At 52.1% G+C, this 20,382-nt stretch carries 15 protein-coding genes; 11 read left to right on the top strand and 4 right to left on the bottom strand.

The window, feature by feature from the left end:
- Positions 1 to 17 precede the first annotated feature (17 nt).
- From H6F94_RS10895 to H6F94_RS10860, 8 genes are all read left to right on the top strand, one after another.
- Positions 18 to 3,956 carry a PAS domain S-box protein gene (locus H6F94_RS10895; RefSeq protein ID WP_190802240.1) on the top strand — a complete coding sequence of 1,313 codons (3,939 nt, stop codon included), beginning with the start codon at positions 18 to 20 and terminating at the stop codon, positions 3,954 to 3,956.
- Positions 3,957 to 4,291: 335 nt separating this feature from the next.
- A complete protein-coding gene (locus H6F94_RS10890) occupies positions 4,292 to 4,552 on the top strand; it encodes a GlsB/YeaQ/YmgE family stress response membrane protein (RefSeq protein ID WP_190802239.1) in 261 nt (86 codons plus the stop codon).
- Between the two features lie 91 nt (positions 4,553 to 4,643).
- Positions 4,644 to 4,835 carry a CsbD family protein gene (locus H6F94_RS10885; protein WP_190802238.1) on the top strand — a complete coding sequence of 64 codons (192 nt, stop codon included), beginning with the start codon at positions 4,644 to 4,646 and terminating at the stop codon, positions 4,833 to 4,835.
- Between the two features lie 355 nt (positions 4,836 to 5,190).
- Positions 5,191 to 5,520, top strand: coding sequence for a histidine kinase dimerization/phospho-acceptor domain-containing protein (locus tag H6F94_RS10880; RefSeq protein WP_190802237.1), 330 nt, complete (start codon positions 5,191 to 5,193; stop codon positions 5,518 to 5,520).
- A gap of 293 nt (positions 5,521 to 5,813) precedes the next feature.
- On the top strand, positions 5,814 to 8,714 hold the full coding sequence (locus H6F94_RS10875; RefSeq protein ID WP_190802236.1) for a hybrid sensor histidine kinase/response regulator: 2,901 nt from the start codon (positions 5,814 to 5,816) through the stop codon (positions 8,712 to 8,714).
- Between the two features lie 244 nt (positions 8,715 to 8,958).
- The gene (locus tag H6F94_RS10870; RefSeq protein WP_190802235.1) at positions 8,959 to 12,198 is read left to right on the top strand and encodes a PAS domain-containing sensor histidine kinase; all 3,240 of its coding nucleotides are present in this window, start codon (positions 8,959 to 8,961) and stop codon (positions 12,196 to 12,198) included.
- Entirely contained in the window at positions 12,195 to 12,644 is a 450-nt protein-coding gene (locus H6F94_RS10865; RefSeq protein WP_190802234.1) for a response regulator, read from the top strand. The genes H6F94_RS10870 and H6F94_RS10865 overlap by 4 nt, the downstream gene beginning before the upstream one ends.
- Before the next feature lie 75 nt (positions 12,645 to 12,719).
- Entirely contained in the window at positions 12,720 to 13,133 is a 414-nt protein-coding gene (locus H6F94_RS10860) for a response regulator (RefSeq protein ID WP_190802233.1), read from the top strand.
- Between the two features lie 102 nt (positions 13,134 to 13,235).
- Here H6F94_RS10860 and H6F94_RS10855 read toward each other — a convergent pair whose 3' ends face one another.
- Positions 13,236 to 14,177 carry a DMT family transporter gene (locus tag H6F94_RS10855; RefSeq protein ID WP_190802232.1) on the bottom strand — a complete coding sequence of 314 codons (942 nt, stop codon included), beginning with the start codon at positions 14,175 to 14,177 and terminating at the stop codon, positions 13,236 to 13,238.
- A gap of 221 nt (positions 14,178 to 14,398) precedes the next feature.
- Here H6F94_RS10855 and H6F94_RS10850 point away from each other — a divergent pair, with 221 nt between their 5' ends.
- Positions 14,399 to 15,349 carry an SMI1/KNR4 family protein gene (locus H6F94_RS10850; RefSeq protein WP_190802231.1) on the top strand — a complete coding sequence of 317 codons (951 nt, stop codon included), beginning with the start codon at positions 14,399 to 14,401 and terminating at the stop codon, positions 15,347 to 15,349.
- Positions 15,350 to 15,472: 123 nt separating this feature from the next.
- A complete protein-coding gene (locus H6F94_RS10845) occupies positions 15,473 to 15,691 on the top strand; it encodes a hypothetical protein (RefSeq protein WP_190802230.1) in 219 nt (72 codons plus the stop codon).
- 105 nt (positions 15,692 to 15,796) lie between these two features.
- On the opposite strand, the gene H6F94_RS10840 is transcribed toward H6F94_RS10845, so the two are convergent.
- Positions 15,797 to 17,230 (bottom strand): aldehyde dehydrogenase family protein, encoded by a 1,434-nt coding sequence (locus H6F94_RS10840; RefSeq protein WP_190802229.1) that lies wholly within the window; start codon positions 17,228 to 17,230, stop codon positions 15,797 to 15,799.
- 31 nt (positions 17,231 to 17,261) lie between these two features.
- Positions 17,262 to 18,164: a TIGR01548 family HAD-type hydrolase gene (locus tag H6F94_RS10835; protein WP_199320336.1), complete on the bottom strand. Its 903-nt coding sequence runs from the start codon at positions 18,162 to 18,164 to the stop codon at positions 17,262 to 17,264.
- A gap of 79 nt (positions 18,165 to 18,243) precedes the next feature.
- On the opposite strand from H6F94_RS10835, the gene H6F94_RS10830 reads away from it, so the two are divergent.
- Positions 18,244 to 18,543 (top strand): 30S ribosomal protein PSRP-3, encoded by a 300-nt coding sequence (locus tag H6F94_RS10830; protein ID WP_190802228.1) that lies wholly within the window; start codon positions 18,244 to 18,246, stop codon positions 18,541 to 18,543.
- A gap of 107 nt (positions 18,544 to 18,650) precedes the next feature.
- Here the strand turns inward: H6F94_RS10830 and H6F94_RS10825 are convergent, their stop codons facing one another.
- Positions 18,651 to 20,252, bottom strand: a complete 1,602-nt coding sequence (locus tag H6F94_RS10825) for a hemolysin family protein (protein WP_242041097.1) — start codon at positions 20,250 to 20,252, stop codon at positions 18,651 to 18,653.
- Positions 20,253 to 20,382 lie beyond the last annotated feature (130 nt).

The raw sequence follows: 20,382 nt of genomic DNA, 5'->3' as shown, positions 1-20,382 counted from the left end.
GGGGACTCGGTTAAACAATGCGCTCTTGGCCGCGTCACACCTTCTTATCTAGCCTGCGGGCGCGCTTGGTGCTGCTGGTGCTGCTGGCGGTCATTCCGGCGTTGGGGTTGGTTCTGCACTCGGCTTCCATGCAGCGGCGGTATGCAGAAAGCCGAGTGCGGGAAAATCTGCTGCGCTATACAAAGTTTGCAGCTGCCAATCAAAAGCAAGCAACCGAAGGAACGCGCCAACTGCTGATTGCCCTGTCTGAGCTGCCGCAACTCCGGGAGGGGAATGCCGATTGCAATCGTCTGCTGGCTAAACTGCTTGAAAATTACCCTGCTTATACTGGCTTTGGGGTGGTAGATGCAAAGGGTAATTGGATTTGCAGTGCTCCCTTAACTCAGCAGCAGGTTAATGTAGCCGACCGCTCCTATTTTCAACTTGCTCGTGACACGCGTGATTTTGCGATTGGTGAATATCAGATTGGTCGAGTGACGGGCAAGGCAACCCTCAATTTTGGCTATCCCATTTTGAATGAAGCGGGACAGGTACAATCTCTCGTGATTGCAGCACTGGACCTGGCTTGGCTAGAGCAACTGGCAGCAGAGGTGCAGCTACCAGAAGGATCAATTGTGACGGTGGTGGATCGCAAGGGAACGATTCTGGTGCGGCACCCAGATTCTCAGAACTGGGTTGGAAAAGCGGTGCCAAATGCTCCAATGACTCAAGCGGTTTTGAGCCAAACCGAGGGCACGACTGAGGCCATTAGTTTAGACGGAGTCAAGCGGCTCTATGCGTTTACAGCCTTGGGCAATGACCCGGTAAATCGGGATGTCCATGTCAGAATTGGCATTCCTCAGGCGATCGCCTTTGCGGGAGCAAATCAGCTTTTAGTGGAGAACCTGATCAGTCTGGGAGCGGTGACAATTTTGGCACTAGCCGCTGCCTGGGTTGGCGGCGATGTATTCCTCATCCAAAAAGTGAAGTCGTTGGTCAAAACAACTCAGCAGCTCCGCAGAGGGGATCTGAGTGCGCGGACTGGATTTGAGAACGAACCAGGAGAACTGGGTCAACTGGCTCGTGCTTTTGACGAGATGGCAGAAACGCTAGAACATCGGGGACGAGCGATTGCCACTCTGAACCGGGACTTGCAAAATCGAGTCGATGAATTGCAAACCCTGTTTGAGATGATTCCGATTGGCATCCTCATGACTCAAGATCCTAAATTTGAGCAAGTCAAAGCCAATCCTGCTTTCGCTAAGATTTTGGGCTTCTCAACCGAAAACAACGTTTCCTACACGCCATCGGACAGCCCTCGCCCTGCATACAAAGTCTTTCAAAACGGCAAACAACTCGATGCCGACGAATTGCCTCTGCGCTACGCTGCGATTCACCAAGTTGAATTGAAAGACATCGAAGTTGATATCGTCCGAGGGGATGGAGCGGCCTTCAATTTGTTTGGCTATGCTGTCCCCTTATTAGATGAGCAAGGTCATTGTCGAGGCTCACTGGCTGCCTTTCTCGATATTACTGAACGCAAACGAATTGAGGCGGCCTTATCCGAGAGTGAGGACCATCTACGCTCTGCCCTCTCTGCTGCTGATATGGGGACTTGGCGCGTGGATTTGCAAACCAATCAGGACAGACGCGATGCCAACCTGAATCGAATTTTAGGCTTAGAAGCCCAGATGTCTACGCAACCGCTAGACGATTTTATGTCGCGGGTTCACCCCGAAGACCGTGCCCAAGTTGCGCGAGCGCTTGAGCAGAACCTTCGAGAGCAAGGTCTATACGATACCGAAATCAGAATTGTTCGTCCTGATGGCACAGTGCGCTGGCTGCGGGATCGAGGCAGGGTCGTTTGCAATCAAAACGGTGAGCCAGTGTATCTGACTGGAGCTGCTGTAGATATCACCGATCGCAAACAGGCGGAAGTAGCCCTGCGCCAAAGCGAATCTCGCCTGCGTCTGATGATTGACAGTGCCAAGGATTACGCGATCTTCACTCTCGATCTCAATGGCACCATTGTTAGTTGGAACTCCGGAGCAGAAAGGCTTTTGGGCTACCCAGAAGCAGAGGCAATCGGCTGCAATAGCCGCTTAATCTTCACACCAGAAGACAAGGCACAGGGACAAGCTGAATGGGAAAGGCAAACTACTCTCACTCAGGGTCGGGCGGAAAATGAACGCTGGCATATTCGCAAAGATGGTAGCTGCTTTTGGGCGAGTGGTTTACTGATGCCATTGCAGGATGAAGCGGGTAATGTACAGGGGTTTGTCAAGATTTTGCAAGACAGAACCGCACAGCGGCAGGCCAATGAACGCTTCCAGTTGCTGTATGACACGACCAGTGATTTACTCGCAACTGAACAACCCCTGGCGCTGATGCACAACTTGTTCAGCAAACTCTCAGCGCAACTAGAACTGCATTGCTACTACAACTTTCTGGTGGAAGAAAAAGACGGCCGTCAGATATTGCATCTGAAAAATTATGAGGGCGTCTCTGAGGAAGTGGCGCAGTCAATCGAGTGGATTGAATTTGGTGAATACCTTTGCGGGTCGGCCGTACAAGAACACCGGCAAATCGTCCTTGACCAAGCGCAAATTGCTAGCCATCCCCACGCGCAATTTATCTACTCATTGGGAATTACGGCTTATGCCTGTCAGCCGTTAATTGCTCAAGGGCGCTCATTGGGGTCGCTCTCCTTTGGCAGTTTTACCCGCACTCACTTTACCCGCGAAGAGATTGACTTGTTGCAATCCACCTGTGACCAGATTGCGATTGCGATTGATCGGACGAACCTGATTGCCTCTATCCAACAACAAGCTGAACAATTGCGGCAAGCCAGTCGAATTAAGGACGAGTTTTTGGCGGTGCTATCGCATGAGTTGCGCTCGCCGCTCAACCCCATCTTGGGCTGGTCAAGACTGCTCCAAACCCGCAAGCTAGACGCAGCGAAGACGGCAATAGCTCTAGCCACCATCGAGCGCAATGCCAAGTTGCAATCAGAACTGATTGAGGACTTGCTCGATGTCTCCCGCATTCTGCAAGGCAAGCTCAGCCTCAATGTCACTCCCATCAACCTGGCAGCGACAATTAGAGCGGCACTGGAGACGGTGCGGCTAGCTGCAGAAGCTAAAGCGATTGAGGTGGAGGTCAGCCTGGATGCGAACGTCAGCTCTGTCTCTGGCGATGCCACCCGCTTGCAGCAGGTGGTCTGGAATCTAGTGTCCAATGCCGTTAAGTTCACGCCTAGCGGGGGTCGGGTTGAGGTGCGGCTCGTGCAAGCAGAGCGTCAGGCTCAAATCACCGTTCGCGACAACGGCAAGGGCATTCCTGCAGAGTTTTTGCCCTACGTGTTCGACTACTTCCGGCAAGCGGATAGCGCGACCACGCGCAAGTTTGGCGGTTTGGGTTTAGGCTTGGCGATTGTGCGGCATCTGGTTGAATTACATGGGGGCACGGTTGAGGCAGACAGCCCCGGTGAAGGGCTAGGCGCCACATTTACCGTCAGATTACCGCTTCTGCCCCTAGGTTCAGCGGACGATCAGACAGAGCAATCCTCGCAGTCATTACCCAGTTTGCAAGGTGTCCAGGTTTTGGTTGTTGATGACGATACTGATACACGCGAGTTTGTTACCTTCCTGTTGGAGCAATATGGTGCCCAGGTCACAAATGCGGCTTCAGCACAGGAGGCACTTGTCGCCCTCACTCAGTCCAAACCCGACGTGCTGGTCAGTGACATTGGCATGCCAGAGATGGACGGCTATACGCTGCTCCGGCAAGTGAGAGCGTTACCACTAGAGCAGGGCGGGCAAATTCCGGCGATTGCCCTGACGGCCTATGCAGGTGAGATGAATCAGCAACAAGCCTTGCAAGCCGGATTCCAGAAGCATATTTCCAAACCCGTGGAGCCCGATCTGCTGGTTGCTAGTATTACAGCCCTGATTGGCAGGGAGCAGGACTCTAAGTAGCCGCTCATTGGCTAGAGACTCGCCGAACTGAAGTTTTGCTGGTCATGTATAACGCACCCAAGCACTCACACGATCACTCAAGCGCAACCATAAGCGCCTTGTCCTAGTTAGGCATAGGGCTTGGCATGGGATTAGGCATAGGGGCTTGGCAATGCCAAGCCCCTACTTGTGGGTATAGTTGTTGTTTCTCTTAATAATGCCCTTAACAATTGCTTTAGAAATTGCTCTAGGGACCATTCTTTAGATAGAGGGAGAGATAAGCCGTGTGAGGGAACGCAGTGGCGGTTGTCACAGTTTAATTTATTAACTGTAGATGCCCAATTGGAATTACGGTAATGAACATTATTGCTTGGGTTGTACTAGGTCTGATCGCGGGTGCAATTGCTAAGGCCATTTACCCCGGTTATCAGGGCGGTGGCATTCTAGGCACGATGATTTTAGGGATCGTAGGTGCCTTGGTCGGCGGTTTTGTTGGTAGCGCTCTGCTCGGTATTAGTTTCACTGGTTTTACATTGCAAGGCTTCCTGGTAGCAATTGCCGGTGCCTGCTTGCTCCTTTTCCTGTTTGGTTTGCTCACCCGTCGTAGTGCCCTGTAGCTTGTTTTTAGGCTTGTTCCAAAAAGCACTACTGCGAGCTTTTTACAAACCATAACTTTGCAAACGGTAAATAAGTAAAACGGAGATAACCATGAGCGCAGAAGACAGAGCCAAGGCTATTGCCAAGAACCTCGAAGGCAAGGCTCAAGAAGCTTGGGGTGCAATTTCAGGTAACCCTGAAGACCGGATCGAAGGTCAGGCTAAGCAAGCCGAAGCCGAAGCGATCAACACCAAAGAAAATATCAAAGACAGAGCGAAAAGAGCTGTGGATGGAGTCCTGTAACGGACGCCATTGCTTAACTCTGAACATGTAGGGTATTAGGAAAGCTTCACTCGCTGAAGCTTTCCCTTTGTTTCTGCTCCTTACTGATCAAGATGGGCTAATTGAGATAGAGCCAGTCTAGATCTAGAAATCACCCCTGGATAGTAGATTTAGCTGCTGTTCTCCCTCTCAGGTCTGGGTATCTCAAGCTAGGGCAGTTCAGGACGACAGAAACTACGCTTTAGGTTAGGGATGAGTCCATGCCCTGGGTTGAAGGCGAAGGCTTGGGGCTTGTGGTTTCCTAGAATATAGATAAATGCTTTAGGGTTAAACTCCTTTAAATCCATCCTTGTCGTTAGTAAGAATTGAAATAGTCATGGATTATGTGCAATTAGAATCGCAAAACCAGCGGACGCGGTCCTCTCAAGCTGAGGTTCAAGCCCAAGATGCCATGCATTCGTTGAGCCAACGACCTGGCCCTCGCTCTGCTGCCCATGCTTTCCAGGCACGTGCTGCCTTGGACCATCAATTGCGCACTGCACTCACCTCAATTCTGGGTTGGACCCAAGTGTTGCGTACCCGACAACTGGATGAAGCAACGGCTGCCCAAGCTTTGGAGATCGTAGAGCGTAACGCTAAGTGGCAGAGGCAATTGCTAGAAGACCAGATGGCAATGCTAAAGCAGCTACCGGACCCGACGCGGTAGAAGCCCTCGATAAGATGAAAAACCTTTGACGGGCCCGAAAGTGCCCTAGCTAGAGCTGTCTTGTGAATGAGCCGTTGATAAACGATTCAGCCAAGCTCAACCAAGTTCAGACCAAGTTCAGCTTAAAGATCTGTGTAGGCGTCTGTCCTATTTCAGCCGTCCTTAAAGTATCGTAAATACGCTTACCCTACAGTTGACTTAAGAGCCAATTGTGCCAACTGCTAGGCTTTCCATCGAGGCCCAACTTTGTGGATGGCTAGAATTCCAGGTATTGCCATAGCGGCGTTCGAGCCATGAAGGACCAGGACATGACCAGGCAGCGACTTCTAGAGGAAGTGGCAGCTCTGCGTCAACAACTCCAGTCATTAGTGATATCTGCCGATCAAGCTCAGCAGCAGAACCAGTTACTGCAACAACTGCTCATTGCTGAACAGGCCGCGCGAGTAGAGGCCGAGCAGGTACGGCAAGCTGCGCAGCAGGAGTTGACGGTTGCACAGCAACAATTGGCGGAAGTATTCGATCTATTGCCCGACGCCTTGGTGCAAGTTGACACTGCTTGGCGCTACACGCTGGTTAATAAGCAGGCAGAAAAACTGTTAGGGAAAGCTCGGGCTGAGTTACTAGGCAGAAGCGCCTGGGAGGTGTTCCCCTCATTGCTTGAGACTCAAGCTTATGCCCTCTGCCGTCAGGCTATGGCAGAGCAAGTGTCGATTGAGTACGAAGAATTTTATCCCACCTTTGAGAAGTGGTTTGCGATTCGTCTTTGCCCATCGCCTACAGGGTTGTCTACCTATTTCAAAGATATTAGCCAACGTAAGCAGGCCGAGGCCGAGCGCGACCGCCTACTGCAATGCGAACAGTCAGCCTGGGCACAGGCAGAGACCGAACGTAGGCGGTTAAAGGAAATTTTTACACAGCTACCGGCGCTGTTCGCTGTCTTGACCGGGCCTGATCAGGTCATTGAATTTGCCAACCCCACCTTTCTCAGAGTTACAGGACGGTCGGAGGAGATCATTGGCAAGACCGACCGTGAGGTGTTCCCCGAAACGGAGGGCCAGATGTACTTTGATGTTCATGATCATGTCTACCGCACTGGTGAAACTGTGCGCTATGACGAGTGCCTTTCGCGTTGGGATGCGACAGGAAATGGCGATCTAGTTGAGGGCTTCTTCAATATTGTGTACCTACCCCTGCGGGATGCTGAGGGGCAAATTGAAGCAGTTCTATCCTACGCCATTGAGGTCACGGCTCAAGTACAAGCCCGGCGCCAGGCGGAAACCCTGCTAGAGAACTTGCGGCAGAAAGAAGAGGAGCTGAAGCTAGTCACCGATGCAGTGCCTGTCCTGATTTCCTTTGTTGATGCCAATTGCTGCTATCGCTTTAACAATCGGGGTTACGAAGAATGGTTTGGCCGTCCCCGTGCGGAAGTCTACGGCATGCATCTGCGAGAGGTGTTAGGAGAAGCTGCTTGGCAACGGATTCGTCCTTATGCTGAAGCGGCTCTCGCAGGTCAGGAGGCTAGTTTTGAGTCTGAAATTCGCTGCAGAACGGGCGAGATGCGTTATGTCAGCGTCACCTATATTCCCCGCTTGAGCGAGCAGGGGCAGGTTGTAGGTTTTGTGGCCTTGATTCAAGATATTAGCGAGCGCAAGCAGGCTGAGATTGCCCTGCAAAGTTCCAATCGACAGATGATCAATGTCCTAGAGAGCATCACCGATGGCTTCTCTGCTTTTGATCGCCAGTGGCGTTACACCTACGTCAATCAGCGAGCAGCCGAAATGGTTCAAAAGACGCGGCAAGAATTGCTAGGCCGTGTCATTTGGGACGTGCTTCCTGAAGCGGTAGAGACTGCTCTCTACGATCAATATCAACGCGCCGTTGCCGAGCAGGTGCCGATTGAAGTTGAGGCATTTTATCCCACGTTGAACAGTTGGTTTCGCGTGCGGGCTTATCCTTCTAGAGCCGGGCTGTCGGTTTACTACGAAGACATTACCCAGCAGAAACAGGTAGAAACAGAGCGAGAACAGTTACTCAAACGGGAGCAGACAGCTCGCGAACAAGCAGAATCTGCTAACCGGATCAAGGATGAGTTTTTAGCAGTGCTCTCTCATGAATTGCGAACCCCACTCAACCCAATTGTTGGTTGGGCTAGGTTATTGCGAACCGGTCGATTTGATGATACTAAAACAGCCCAGGCGCTATCTACAATCGAGCGCAATGCTCAATCTCTCTCGCAGTTGATCGAAGACCTTTTAGACGTCTCCCGAATTTTGCAGGGCAAACTCATCCTGCAAGCGGTTCCGGTTGATCTGACAGTTACGATCTTAGCGGCGCTGGAAACGGTGCGTCTGGCCGCTGAATCAAAGTCAATTCAATTACAAACCGCCCTTGAACCTCGACCAGAACGAATTATTGGAGATGCCAATCGTCTCCAACAAGTCTTCTGGAATTTGCTAGCCAATGCGATTAAATTCACACCCTCGACAGGCAGAATCGAGGTGGCTCTGACCTACACAAATGCTACGGCCCGCGTTCAAATCAGTGACACGGGCAAAGGCATCCGTTCCGATTTTCTGCCTCACATCTTTGACTCTTTTCGCCAAGCCGATTCGGCGACGACTCGCACCTTTGGCGGCCTAGGCTTGGGTCTGGCAATTGCTCGTCACATCATCGAATTGCATGGGGGCACGATTCAGGCAGAAAGCCCCGGCGAAGACCAAGGCGCAACCTTCACGATCAGGCTGCCCCTGAGCAATCGGGAGGGTAAAGTGTCTGAATCGTCGCCACGGCCTGACCTTGACCGCTCTTTAGCCGGTATTCGAATCTTGGTGGTGGACGATGACGACGACACCCGGGAGCTGGTTGCTATTGTGCTAGAGCGCAGTGGAGCTGTGGTGACTGCGGTGCCATCGGCCCAGGCCGCACTCATTGCTCTTGCTCAGTGCCAGCCGGATATTTTAGTCAGCGATATTGGCATGCCGGAAGTGGATGGCTACATGCTGATTGATCAAGTTCGGCAATTGCGGCCTGAGCAAGGGGGACAAGTGCCCGCGATTGCGCTCACTGCCTACGCAAGTGAAATAGATCAGCAACGAGTATTGGAGGCAGGTTTTCAGAAGCATGTCACCAAGCCCCTAGATCCAGTGCGTCTCGTCAATGCGATTGCCGATTTGGTGATTGTGATAGATGTTTGATTGGTTATTGGATTGACCCATTGAACTGGTTTGTTTCATTGGCTTGTTTCATTTGGCTTGTTTGAGGGGAGGCTGGAGAGGCCCTGAGATGAATGCCTCGAGATGAGTCCTTCAAATCGATAGAGATGAATAGAGCTCTGTGCTGCTTTCAAGGGTGATGCTCAAGCCTCTGACAGATGATGTTTGCCTTAAATTCTTACTTTATAAATCAAGGGTCTTCAACAGGGATGCAGGGGGAGACATCATGAGCCAACTAGCCAAGCAATCGTTTGTGCCTTCTTTGCCAGACATGGTTAAAGCGGCTGCGGTCTGCGTCGTTAGCCTGGGCTGCCTTGTCCTTATCGGCTGGGGTTTGGACATCAGCATTCTCAAGAGTGTGCTGCCAGATCTGCCAACCATGAAGGTAAACACGGCACTGGGCTTTGCGCTGGCCGGAACCTCCTTATTTCTGTCGGTAGAACCAGCTAACCAAAATACAATTCCTCCACGTGGTTGGCTGGGACAGCTATGCAGTCTCGGGGTTATTGGGCTTGGGGCCGCCACGCTCATTGAGTACCTGCTGGGCTGGAACCTTGGCATTGATCAACTGTTTTTTGCGGATGAGCCCAACGCTGCCAGCTCTTTAAACCCTGGTCGCATGTCTCTGCTCACGGCGCTCTGCTTTATGTTGACGGGTAGTGCCTTGTGGTTGGATGGAGCAAAAATACGGCGAGCAATCAAAACTCAAATCCGCTGGGTTGAAGGCTTGGCCCTGTTGGCAATTCTCATTGCGGCTCAAGTCTTAATTGCCTATTTTTACTGGGTTCAACCAATTATTGGCTCCAATTTCTATACCCAGATGGCGCTGCATACTGCCGTTGGTCTTATGGTGCTGAGTGTGGGCATTCTGCTGGCCCGCCCGCAGCAGGGCTTTATGCATATTCTGCTGGCAGACAGTGCCGGAGGAACGATTGCCCGCCGTCTGCTGCCTGCTGCAATTGTCATTCCGTTGCTGTTGGGATGGTTGGAGATTAACAATGAGCGAGTTCAACTGCTGAATCCGGAGCTAGGCATCTCGCTTTTTGTTGTCTTAGATATAGTGCTCTTCACGGCTTTAGTCGGCTGGAGTGTACAACTGTTGCATCAGCTCGCTCAACAACAGCAGAGGGTTGCTAATGCGCTGTACCAAACTAACGATGAGCTAGAAGCCGAAATTGAGAAGCGTACAGCAGAACTCAAGCAAGCCAACGAGCGCTTCAGTCAAAGTGAAGAGCGCGTGCGCTTAGCAATCGAAGAAGCAGGGATGGCGACCTGGGATGTGGATCCGCAAACCGGTCAGGCACAGTGGTCATCCCAGATCTTCAAGATTCTGGGCTACGAACCTGCCCTCGATAACCAGGCGATGGGTGAGGCAACGCTGGAGATGTGGCGTAGCCAGGTTCACCCCGAAGACCAGGAGCGAGTGACCCAGGCAATGGAGCGGGCCCAGCGGGAGCAAACGCTTTACAACTCGGAGCATCGCATTATTCGCGCCAATGATGGACAAGTGGCTTGGCTGAGGGTATTTGGGCGCTTCCTCTATAACAGGGCGGGTCAAGCCGTGCGCTTTGTGGGGGTTCTCTTCGACAACACGGAGAAAAAACGGACTCAGGAGGAGCGTGACCGCTTCTTTACGCTCTCGCTGGATATGCTGTGCATCGCCGGGGTGGATGGCTACTTCAAACAGATTAATCCAGCTTGGGAAAAAGCCCTGGGCTACTCGCAGGCTGAGCTTTTGGCGCAGCCATTCCTCAATTTTGTTCACCCCGAGGACCAAGCTAGGACCCTTGCAGAGGCTGAGAACCTTACGATTGGCAATCCCGCCATCGATTTTGAAAATCGTTACCGCTGTAAAAATGGGTCGTATAAGTATCTAGCCTGGACATCGGTGCTGTTTCCCGAGGAGGGCTTAGTTTATGCTGTAGCGCGGGATGTGACAGCGCGCAAGCAGGCAGAACAGCAGCTTCAACAGCAAGCAACCTTATTGCAAAGACAGGCGAATCTTTTGGAATTGGCTTACGAGCCAATTATCGTTCGGGATGCCCACGGCGCGATTACCTACTGGAACCGGGGTGCAGAGTTGGAATACGGCTGGACACGAGCCGAAGCACTGGGCAAGGTTACTCATCAGCTCTTGCGAACTCAACTGCCAGAGTCTGTGGCTGACCTTGATGCTGCAATTTTGCAACAGGAACGCTGGCAAGGTGAACTCTGGCAAACTTGCAAGAATGGCAGACAACTTGTGGTTGAAAGCCGTCAGGTATTGATTCGTGATCAGCAGGGCATCCCAACCGGATTTCTCGAAGTCAATCGCGACATTACCAAACGACGACGAACCGAGGCTGCGCTGAAAGAAAGCGAGGCACGGTTACAAGCGATCTTAGATGAAGCTGCGGCTGTGATCTTCGTCAAAGACTTGGACGGCAGATTCCTAATTATCAATCGCACCTTTGAACGGCTATTTAAGGTGCAGCGAGAGCAGGTCTGGGGTAAAACAGATTTCGATCTCTTCCCGACAAAAGTGGCTCAATCTGTGCGGGAAAATGATTTGCAGGTGCTGACCCTGAAAAAGCCAATCGAACACGAAGAAGTCATCCCACAATCCGATGGCTTACACACTTATCTCTCGCTCAAATTTCCCCTGCTCGAGGGCGATGGTCCCTATGCGCTGTGTGGCATTGCAACTGATATCACCGAACGTAAACAAGCAGAGGCCGAAATTCGACAACTGAATGCCACCTTAGAACAGCGCGTCGAGAAACGAACTGCCCAATTGCAAAAAGCCAACGAGGACTTAGAAGCTTTCTCCTACACCGTAGCTCACGATTTACGGGCACCGCTACGAGGAATTCAAGGCTTCGCTCAGGCCCTGGCTGAAGATTACAGCGATCAGTTAGACGAGAATGCGCAGGAGTACATTCAGCACATTTTTGCTGGCACCAAGCGCATGAATGATCTTGTGCAGGATCTGCTGTCCTACAGCCAATTGAGCCGGGAGCAAGTTAAGCTTGCCCCTGTTCGTTTGATGCAGGTGGTGGCAGAGGCCCAAGTGCAACTGGGACCAGAGTTACGCGAACGGCAAGCCAAAATTAGCGTGGCTGAACCCTTGCCCAATGTCAAGGGACACCAGTCTATCTTGGTGCAAATTATGGTCAATCTGCTATCCAATGCCGTGAAGTTCGTGGCTCCGGGCGTGCAACCGCAAATCAAAATTTGGGCTGAAACCCAGGATCATAGAGTGCGCCTGTGGGTTGAGGATAACGGCATTGGCATCGAGCCGCAGTATCGGGAGCAGATATTTGGTGTCTTTGAGCGATTACACGGTAGGGATGCTTATCCAGGTACAGGTATCGGTTTGGCGATTGTACGCACAGGGGTGGAACATTTGGGTGGACGGGTTGGTATAGAATCAGCCCCGATTCAAGGCAGTCGATTTTGGGTGGATTTGCAGGAAATCAGAGCGTGAATAACTTGGCCCATTCCACAATTTTGCTAGTAGAAGATGATCCAGCCGATGTGTTTAGAATTCAACGAGCATTCCGCAGAGCAAATTTAGCGAGTCCTTTAGAAGTGGTGATGGATGGGGAGAAGGCAATCCAATACCTGAGCGGGCAAGGGCCTTATCAAGACCGCGAGCGTTATCCACTGCCAACCCTGGTGCTGCTCGATCTCAAATTACCGCGATATTCTGGTTTTGAGGTTCTGAGTTGGCTGAGGCAGGAGTCTGATGTCAAAAATCTGCTGGTTGTGGTGTTGACTTCTTCTGATCAACAGATTGATATCGAACGAGCCTACGAGTTGGGTGCTAATTCCTATCTGGCTAAGCCACCTGAACCAAATGCTTTGGTTGAGATGGTACAGGCAATTGGGCTTTACTGGCTAACGTTCAATCGACGACCTCAAGTGCAGTAAAACAAGCTTGTTTTTGTTTGAAAAGAGCGATATTTAAAAAGAGCATCAAAAGAGCGATAAAAGAGAACCCTAAAAATGATGGGATTACAGCAAAAAACAGTTTTGGTGGTTGAAGATGATCCGCCCGACTTGTTCCCTTTGAAACGGGCCTTTCAGCAGCTGGGGCCAGAATTTGATCTTCAAATTGTCGAGACTGGTCAGGAAGCCGTTCGCTATTTGGAGGGCAATGGCCCTTACAGTAACCGTACTCAATATCCTTTGCCTGTTCTGGTTGTTCTCGATTTGAGATTGCCAGGCATGTCGGGTCTCGATCTGCTGAAATGGATCCGCCAACAATCACCTCTGCAAGAATTACCTGTGATTGCGTTAACTGCATTTGGCAACCGCGACTTACCTCGGGCTTATGAGTTAGGCATTAACTTCTACTTGCTTAAACCTGCTGATGTTAAATCGCTGTCTGAAGTGTTGCAGGCGCTTGATTTATATTGAGTTGGAATTGATTTGTGGAAGCCGTAAACTGGCGCTAACTCTATAATCTGTAACCCTTTTCTCTAGCCCTTTTAGGCAGCGAAGCTGCGGCTTTAGAAGCTTCTAATCTGGGCTCTCATTCTGAAAGGATGATTGAGAGCCTTGCCGAGTGCCGACAATGGCAATGGCAACCCCAATCAACAAGATAACGGCACCGATCAGGACCAGTAGTCCCGGCACTTCTGCGAAAAACCAATAGGCAAGCAAAGTAGAGCCAACAGGTTCAAACAGAATGGCCAGAGTGACCAAGATAGGCGAGACCCAACGCACGGCCCAGTTAATGCTGGTGTGACCTACCACTTGGGGCAGCAGGGCGATCAGCAGAATATAGACGTAAACCAAGCTGGGATAGCCCACGTAGCTAGCTCCGACCGCTAGCGGCAGCGGTGCCAGCACAACCGCTGCGGTGCTGTAGGTAACGGCGGTATAGCCAGCTAAGCCCAGGCCGCGTTGTTGAGCCTCCCGCCCCAGCAGCAAGTGCAGACTAATCGCCCAGGACCCGACTAAAGCTAAAAAATCGCCTAGTAAGGGATTGCTGCCGGCTCCCGCCGTGCCAGCATCGCCCCAGCCCAGTAATACCCCGCCGCTCAGCGCAACGCTAATGCCCAGCAGCGTGAGTGCTGTTGGTTTCTCTCGCAACCACAACCAGGACAGCAGCGTAACCCAGACCGGGTTGGTTGTGACTAGAGTTGTGGAGGCGGCAATTGAGGTGTAGGCCAACGAGGTGATCCAAGTGGCAAAGTGCACTGCCAAACAGATTCCAGCCAGGACTGCATAGCGTAGAGCTCCGGGGGCTAACTGCCCTGGGTGCAGATGACGCCAAGCCGGTAGCACCAGCAGTGCTGCCAAAATCAGGCGCGAACCGGCCAGTACCAGGCTGATGCCAACCCCCTCAGTGTCAGCTGCTGCAAATGCCAAGCGCGTGAAAATTGCCGCTGTAGAAATCGCAAAGATAGCGACAGTCAGGACTAGCCCAACGGTCCAAGCAGGCGGTTTGGTTGGCATTGAACTGATATTGCAGAACACCCTCTCCAGCTATTGAAGCAGTCTGATGGTGTGTACCAACCTGGCGGACCATGATCGCTTACGCGGGTAATGCTTCGCTCAGACCAACAAGCATTAGCCAGTAATAACAAGAAACGTATTCGTGCGATTTTCTAGTTTCGAGGGCACTATTTCTAGTGCAGTTTTAGTACAAAGTCTTAACAACTTTCAGACAACAGCAGATGGAAACCTTAGCGCAAGCACTAGACAAATTGACAGTTTGGATGCAGGCTCACAATCCTGCCTGGGTGGCTGCTTTATTGCCAGGAATTTCGGATGAGCAGATTGACGAAATTGCTCAGCCCTTATTGCCTTATCGTCTGCCAGAAGCGGCGTACACACTCTATCGCTGGCACAATGGCCAAGACTGGTCAGAGGAATTTCTACCGTCGTACAATTTTCTGCCTTTAGAACAGGCTGTGGAAGAATATCAACAAATGCTCGAATTCGAGAGGGAGGGTTGGAATCCACTCTGGTTTCCCTTATTGAGTTTCGAAGCTGATCAACTTGTAGTTGTGTGTAGTGCTCAGCAAGCCTCATTGCCTGTGCTGTTTAGCCCCAGCGAAGATCCAGAAATTTACCTCTGGCACAACAGTTTAGAGGCAATGATTCACACAGTTCTGGGCTGTTACCGCGAGGGCGCGTATCTCAAAGCTGACAACTATTGGCAGCAAACCGAGCTAGAAGAAGCAATCCGGCGGCGTTACAGCCCGGATGCCTATTCTTTCAAAGACGAACTGAGATCTCAAATGGTTGAGGGCAGGAATTTCCATTCCAAGTTTGCCACTCATCGTTGGCCCTCTGAATGGCAGCAAGCTATCGGCAGAAGCGAGGCTAGCTACCAGCCTGTTGGAGCTTCAATCACGATTGCCGAATTTCAAGCCCAAGCTGAGCCAGTAGCTTCCGGTACGGTCGTTCTTCAAGGCAAAGTAGTTGAACTAATGGGCTCGAGCGACTTCTCGCTTGTGACCTTTGCTGACCATACTGGCCAGCTTTCAGTTAAGTGTTACCTGCCCTGGTGTCGAGAACTACGTATCAGAGATTGCTTTGAGATCGAAATTCAAACGGTTGCACAGCCTGGAGGTGAATTCATCACCACTCAAGTCAAACTCTTGCAAGAGAGAGTTAATTAGAAAACTAGAAATTGGTTGGCCACTAACCGTAAATGAGCGTCCTGATAAGGGCTTTTCAGCTACTATTAAAAGCTCAATTAGTCCCTCAATTGCTCTGAGTTTAAGCGACTCAATTCTAGAACAATGGCAGCCTCATTCGAAAAAAACTACCCTAACATTACCCGCTGGACAGAAGCGTACGGTTGGATCGAAGTTGGTCAGGGCGAATATGGCACCTCGTTCATTCGAGCCCTAAGTGAAAGCGGCTTAGTTTGGGAGGGGCTTGACCCCTACAACACGATTGATGAGGCCCTGAACGCTTTGGAAGAGAGCCTTGCCGAGTGGTTAGAAGAGTACGAATGACTTCAGCCACACTCGCCGTTCACAGTGGAGGTTGGCTACATCAACTGGCTGAAGAATTATTAACTGGCTTTGAACTGGCTCAGCAATTAAATCTCACCAATTGAATCAGGAATTAAACACGATGAGTTTGATTTCGGTCATTTCCTCAACTGCATAGCGAGGGCCTTCCCGACCTAGTCCTGACTGCCCATGTCCGCCGTAAGGCATGTGATCAACTCGCCAGGTTGGAACCTCGTTGATCAAGACACCGCCAGCGCTCAGCTCTAACCCCGCCTTCAGTGCCAGACGATGGCTCTCCGTGAACACGCCAGCATTCAGACCAGGATAGGGAACGGCATTGGCCAGTTGAATGGCTTCTTCAAAGCGGTCATAGCGCTCCAAAACGGTAATGGGGCCGAAAACTTCGCTGCAACTGAGCGTAGTTCCAGCTGGCACTTCTTCCAGTACCGTGGGCGCGTAGCAGTTGTGTTCTAGGCGCTTGCCCCCCACTAGCACTTTCGCCCCAGCGGCCTGCGCTTCACCCACCCACTGCTCTAGCCGCTCTACTTCTTTGGACCGAATCAGAGGACCAACCACTGTGTCGGGCAAACTCGGATCACCGACTGGCAAGGCCTCAACCAGGGGTAAGTACGCTTGCTTAAAAGCTTCATACACCTCGGCCTGCACCAGAATGCGCTGGACCGAGATGCAAACCTGACCGCTATAGGCGTAGCCGCCCACAGAACACTTCCGCGCCGCAGTTGCCAGGTCAGCATCGCTGTGGATCAGCACCGGGCTCATTGAGCCCAACTCCAGCGAGACCTTTTTGCCCTTGGCTAGGCCGTGCAAATGATGTCCCACTGGCGCACTGCCGGTAAAGGCGATCATCGCTATTCTGGGGTCGGTTGCCAGTTGCTCGGCCACTGCGCCTGGGCAAGGCACAACATTCAGCCCACCTGCCGGTAAGCCTGCCTCCGCTAAGAGCTCCGCCAGAATTAGAGCCGCAGAAGGCGCATTGCTGGGCGGTTTGAGCACAATCGTGTTGCCTGCGGCAATTGCCGGGGCAACTTTGTGTGCCACTAGATTCAAAGGAAAATTGAATGGAGTAATCGCACCGATCACGCCAATCGGCTGGCGCACTGTTAAAGCGATCCGTCCCACTCCAGCCGCAGTCAAATCCATAGGGATTTGCTCGCCGTGCAGATTCAAGGCTTCCTGCGCCGAAACTCGAAATGTGCTGACTGCTCGCCCCACCTCGGCGCGGGCAGTCTGAATGGGCTTGCCCGCCTCCAGCATCATGGCTGTGGCTAAGTTCGTCTCCCGTTGGCCAATCAGCTCAGCAGCTCGGTTCAAAATCTCAGCTCGCTGGTAGGCCGGTAGAGACTTCAGCGCAGTCTCGAAGGCACGTTCGGCTGAGTCAATAGCCTCACTCAGCAGGGCGGCATCGGCAAGATGAATCTGGGTGACCGGTTCGCCAGTATAAGGGCTCAGAACTGGCTGAACCTGGGCACCCGCTACAAATTGGTTGTGAATCCAGAGCTTACGTTCGGGGATAGTCATCAGCTCGGACAGAATGCTTGTGATGGAGATGCTAACCCAGAATCCCCTGGGTCGGAGTTAACGAGTCAGGATGGTTTGAACCCAAAGTGGCGCAAAGCTCAGCAACCCGTGCAGGCGTTAGTTCGGCAGCACACTGAAGGATGACATTGGCTCCAGAAGCCTGCAGGCTTTGGATGTAGTGCTGAAAGCCCGCCGGGTCGGTCGCTGCCCCCCGGAGAACGTGAGGCGGTGGCACGCCAACTCCCAGCCAGGGGCGATTCGGCTCAACCGAACGAGCCTTCACCACCGTTTGCATATCGGCCACAGTATCGCCGATGTAGAAAACGGGGCGTTGAGGGTAGCCAGCATCGAGCAGCCGAACTGTAGCCAAGAGCCCGGTCGGATCTGGTTTGCCTGGGGCATCTTCCATGGCTACCAGCACCGGATCAACCAAACCTAACCGTCGAGCCAGCACGTAGAGTGCTGAGCCTCGGGTCGCGCCACTAAAAAAACCCCAGCTCAAGCCTGCTGCGCTGAGAGCCTCAAAATAAGCAGTGTCCAGAAGCAGTGGCTCAGTCGTGATGTAGCCAGTCCAGCTGTCTGGATTCTGCGGATCGCTGCCCCGGTAGCGAGACTGAAAAAAGCTAACCAGCTGCTTGTAGTCCAGGGCCAGGCTCTCCCGTGCAACGCCCTGCTGCTCAAAGTAGCGATAGACCAGTTCCCGCGAACCCTCCCAGTCGTTGTTCCACAGCCCCTCTTCTTTGAGCTCATCGATCTGCTGGGCGGTGGGACGAAAGCCACCTTGCGTAAACTGTTCGACGGTATCGGCCAGGGCGCGTCGATAGGATCCACCGACATCTCGCACGACGCCGTCGATGTCAAATACCAGAATTGGCTGCGAACTAATCTGCGAACTAATCTGCGAATTAACCTGAGAACCAGCAACAGGCTTCAAAAGATGCCTCCTTCAAGGGGCGAGTTGTTGTATGATCGTGGATTGTAATGTACGCGCAATGTGCCGGTTTGGAGGGGTTTTGTCGAAGTTTATTCTCAAGGTTCTCTGGCTTGAGGAAAATGTAGCTCTAGCAGTTGATCAGGTCGTTGGCAAGGGATTCAGCCCACTAACTTCCTATTTCTTCTGGCCCCGCAACGATGCGTGGGAAGAGCTCAAGAACGAGCTAGAAGCTAAACATTGGATCGTCGAAGAAGACCGAGTTGATTTGCTCAACAAGGCCACCGAGGTCATTAACTACTGGCAGGAAGAGGGACGCAAGCGTCCTATGGCCGAAGCGCAAAGCCGCTTCCCAGGGATCACGTTCACAGGTAGTTCGTGAGTAGCAGCCAGTTGTAACTAGTTACAATTATTTGCCAAGGATTACCCGCCAACTGAATCTCTGGCAAATAAATCTTTGGCAAACTACCAAGGCTAACTCTGGCAGGGCTAACTTTCGGTGTGACCATTTTGGCGATTGTGGTGAGAAGGGGGTTCTGAGCTGGTCTTATTCTGGCTCTGGGAATCTTCCTCATTGAGCTTTTCCGAGACTTCTAGAGGAGTTTCCTTGCGGGTAATTTGGATGCGGTCGATGCGCGGGCCCTCGACGGTCATAACCTGGAGCTCTAGATCCTGGTAATTCAGGCTTTCACCCTGAACCGGCACTTTTTGGAGTTGGTAGATCAGAAAGCCACCGAGAGTTTGATACTCATCGGTGAGCGGCAAGTCTAAGTTCAGCGCTTCGTTTACCTCCTCTAGGTCTACTTGAGCCTGAACCAACACAACCCGGTCATTAATCACTTGAATCGTGGGCTCATTCTCAGCTTCGTCTTCGCTGGGGATATTGCCCACGATTTCTTCTAGCAAGTTCTCTAGAGTAATCAGACCGGCGGTACCGCCGAACTCATCTACAACCATCAGCATGGCCTGATGAGAGCGCTGCATCCTCGGCAGCAGTTCGCTGAGAAATTGCCCTTCTGAGACTGAGTTTAGGGGACGGATATAGCTCGTGAGCAGCTCATCGAGAAGGACGCGACCACTGGCCAGCCCACCCACAATTTCTTTGAGGTAGACCATACCTCGGATGTCATCTAGTGACTCGCCAATCACTGGGTAGCGCGAGTGCCCTGTCTCATCGACCTCCTGTAATAGATCGCGTACTGTCGCTGTTAGAGGGATTGCCTGAATACTGGTTCGCGGCACCATCACTTCGCCAGCTGTGACCTCGCCAAAGGCAAATACATTGTTGAGCAGTTCCCGCTCCTCTGCTTCCAAGCCACTGGATTCGCTGGAGGTAGCGATAATCAACTGCAATTCCTCAGGTGTCACGGTTCCCGACCAAGTCCGAGGAATACCATTAACACCGCCTAAGCGTAATAGCAGCCGGGTAGAGTGATTAATTACCCAAAGAAAGGGGCTGAGAATCCTGGCAACTAGCTCGCTCAAGGGGCCAAGGATGCGCGCCATCTGCTCAGAATAGGAAAGCGCAAACGATTTTGGGCAAAGTTCACCCAGGACGATTTGCAAATAGGCGATTAGCAGAAAGGCTAGGGGAATTGCCAACGAGTGGGCCACGGCAGGACGGATAGTCTGCGGTAGTTGCCCCAACAGTGACTCGATCAGCACCGCCATCGTGTCTTCGCCAATCCAACCCAGGCCCAAGCTAGCAAAGGTAATCCCGATCTGAGTTGCAGATAGAAAACGGTCGATTTCTTGCTGCAATTGCTGGACCACCCGCGCTTGAGCATCCCCCGCCTCAACCAACTGGTGAATCCGAGAGCGACGCACCGAGACCACCGAAAACTCTGCGGCTACGAAGAAAGCATTGACGCCAATCAGCAGCAGTACAGCCCAAAGGCGACCGGTAATATCTGACCAAGGGAGAGCAGGTACGGCATCCGCTAGGGGCAGCTGTGCCATCAAGGCTGATGCTGGCGAGGTTGGCTGGAAGACGGTTAATTGGAAGAAAGGCAGCTGAAACTCAGGCAAGGAGTGCAACACTGATGCAACTCCTTGCCCGAACACCGAAAGGTGTGCGAAGAAGGCAGTCATAGCGGGTGTACAGAACGGACCCAATCCTTCAACCAGTGTCTCAGGTCTGTGCTGAACCCTGAGCTACCAATTCCCACCTGTCGTACTGCCTCATCTGGACAAATTTCAAGCCTGAATGAGTCTAGATACT

Source organism: Leptolyngbya sp. FACHB-261 (genome assembly GCF_014696065.1).
GTDB lineage: Bacteria > Cyanobacteriota > Cyanobacteriia > FACHB-261 > FACHB-261 > FACHB-261.
The sequence above is the reverse complement of the archived record's forward strand: the minus strand, read 5'-3'. Positions and strand labels throughout refer to the sequence as shown.

Excerpts from the sequence above, each read along its gene's own strand:
- H6F94_RS10895 (WP_190802240.1), top strand. The coding sequence starts at position 18 with ATGCGCTCTTGGCCGCGTCACACCTTCTTATCTAGCCTGCGGGCGCGC.
- H6F94_RS10890 (WP_190802239.1), top strand. The coding sequence starts at position 4,292 with ATGAACATTATTGCTTGGGTTGTACTAGGTCTGATCGCGGGTGCAATT.
- H6F94_RS10885 (WP_190802238.1), top strand. The coding sequence starts at position 4,644 with ATGAGCGCAGAAGACAGAGCCAAGGCTATTGCCAAGAACCTCGAAGGC.
- H6F94_RS10880 (WP_190802237.1), top strand. The coding sequence starts at position 5,191 with ATGGATTATGTGCAATTAGAATCGCAAAACCAGCGGACGCGGTCCTCT.
- H6F94_RS10875 (WP_190802236.1), top strand. The coding sequence starts at position 5,814 with ATGAAGGACCAGGACATGACCAGGCAGCGACTTCTAGAGGAAGTGGCA.
- H6F94_RS10870 (WP_190802235.1), top strand. The coding sequence starts at position 8,959 with ATGAGCCAACTAGCCAAGCAATCGTTTGTGCCTTCTTTGCCAGACATG.
- H6F94_RS10860 (WP_190802233.1), top strand. The coding sequence starts at position 12,720 with ATGATGGGATTACAGCAAAAAACAGTTTTGGTGGTTGAAGATGATCCG.
- H6F94_RS10855 (WP_190802232.1), bottom strand. The coding sequence starts at position 14,177 with ATGCCAACCAAACCGCCTGCTTGGACCGTTGGGCTAGTCCTGACTGTC.
- H6F94_RS10850 (WP_190802231.1), top strand. The coding sequence starts at position 14,399 with ATGGAAACCTTAGCGCAAGCACTAGACAAATTGACAGTTTGGATGCAG.
- H6F94_RS10845 (WP_190802230.1), top strand. The coding sequence starts at position 15,473 with ATGGCAGCCTCATTCGAAAAAAACTACCCTAACATTACCCGCTGGACA.
- H6F94_RS10840 (WP_190802229.1), bottom strand. The coding sequence starts at position 17,230 with ATGACTATCCCCGAACGTAAGCTCTGGATTCACAACCAATTTGTAGCG.
- H6F94_RS10825 (WP_242041097.1), bottom strand. The coding sequence starts at position 20,252 with ATGACTGCCTTCTTCGCACACCTTTCGGTGTTCGGGCAAGGAGTTGCA.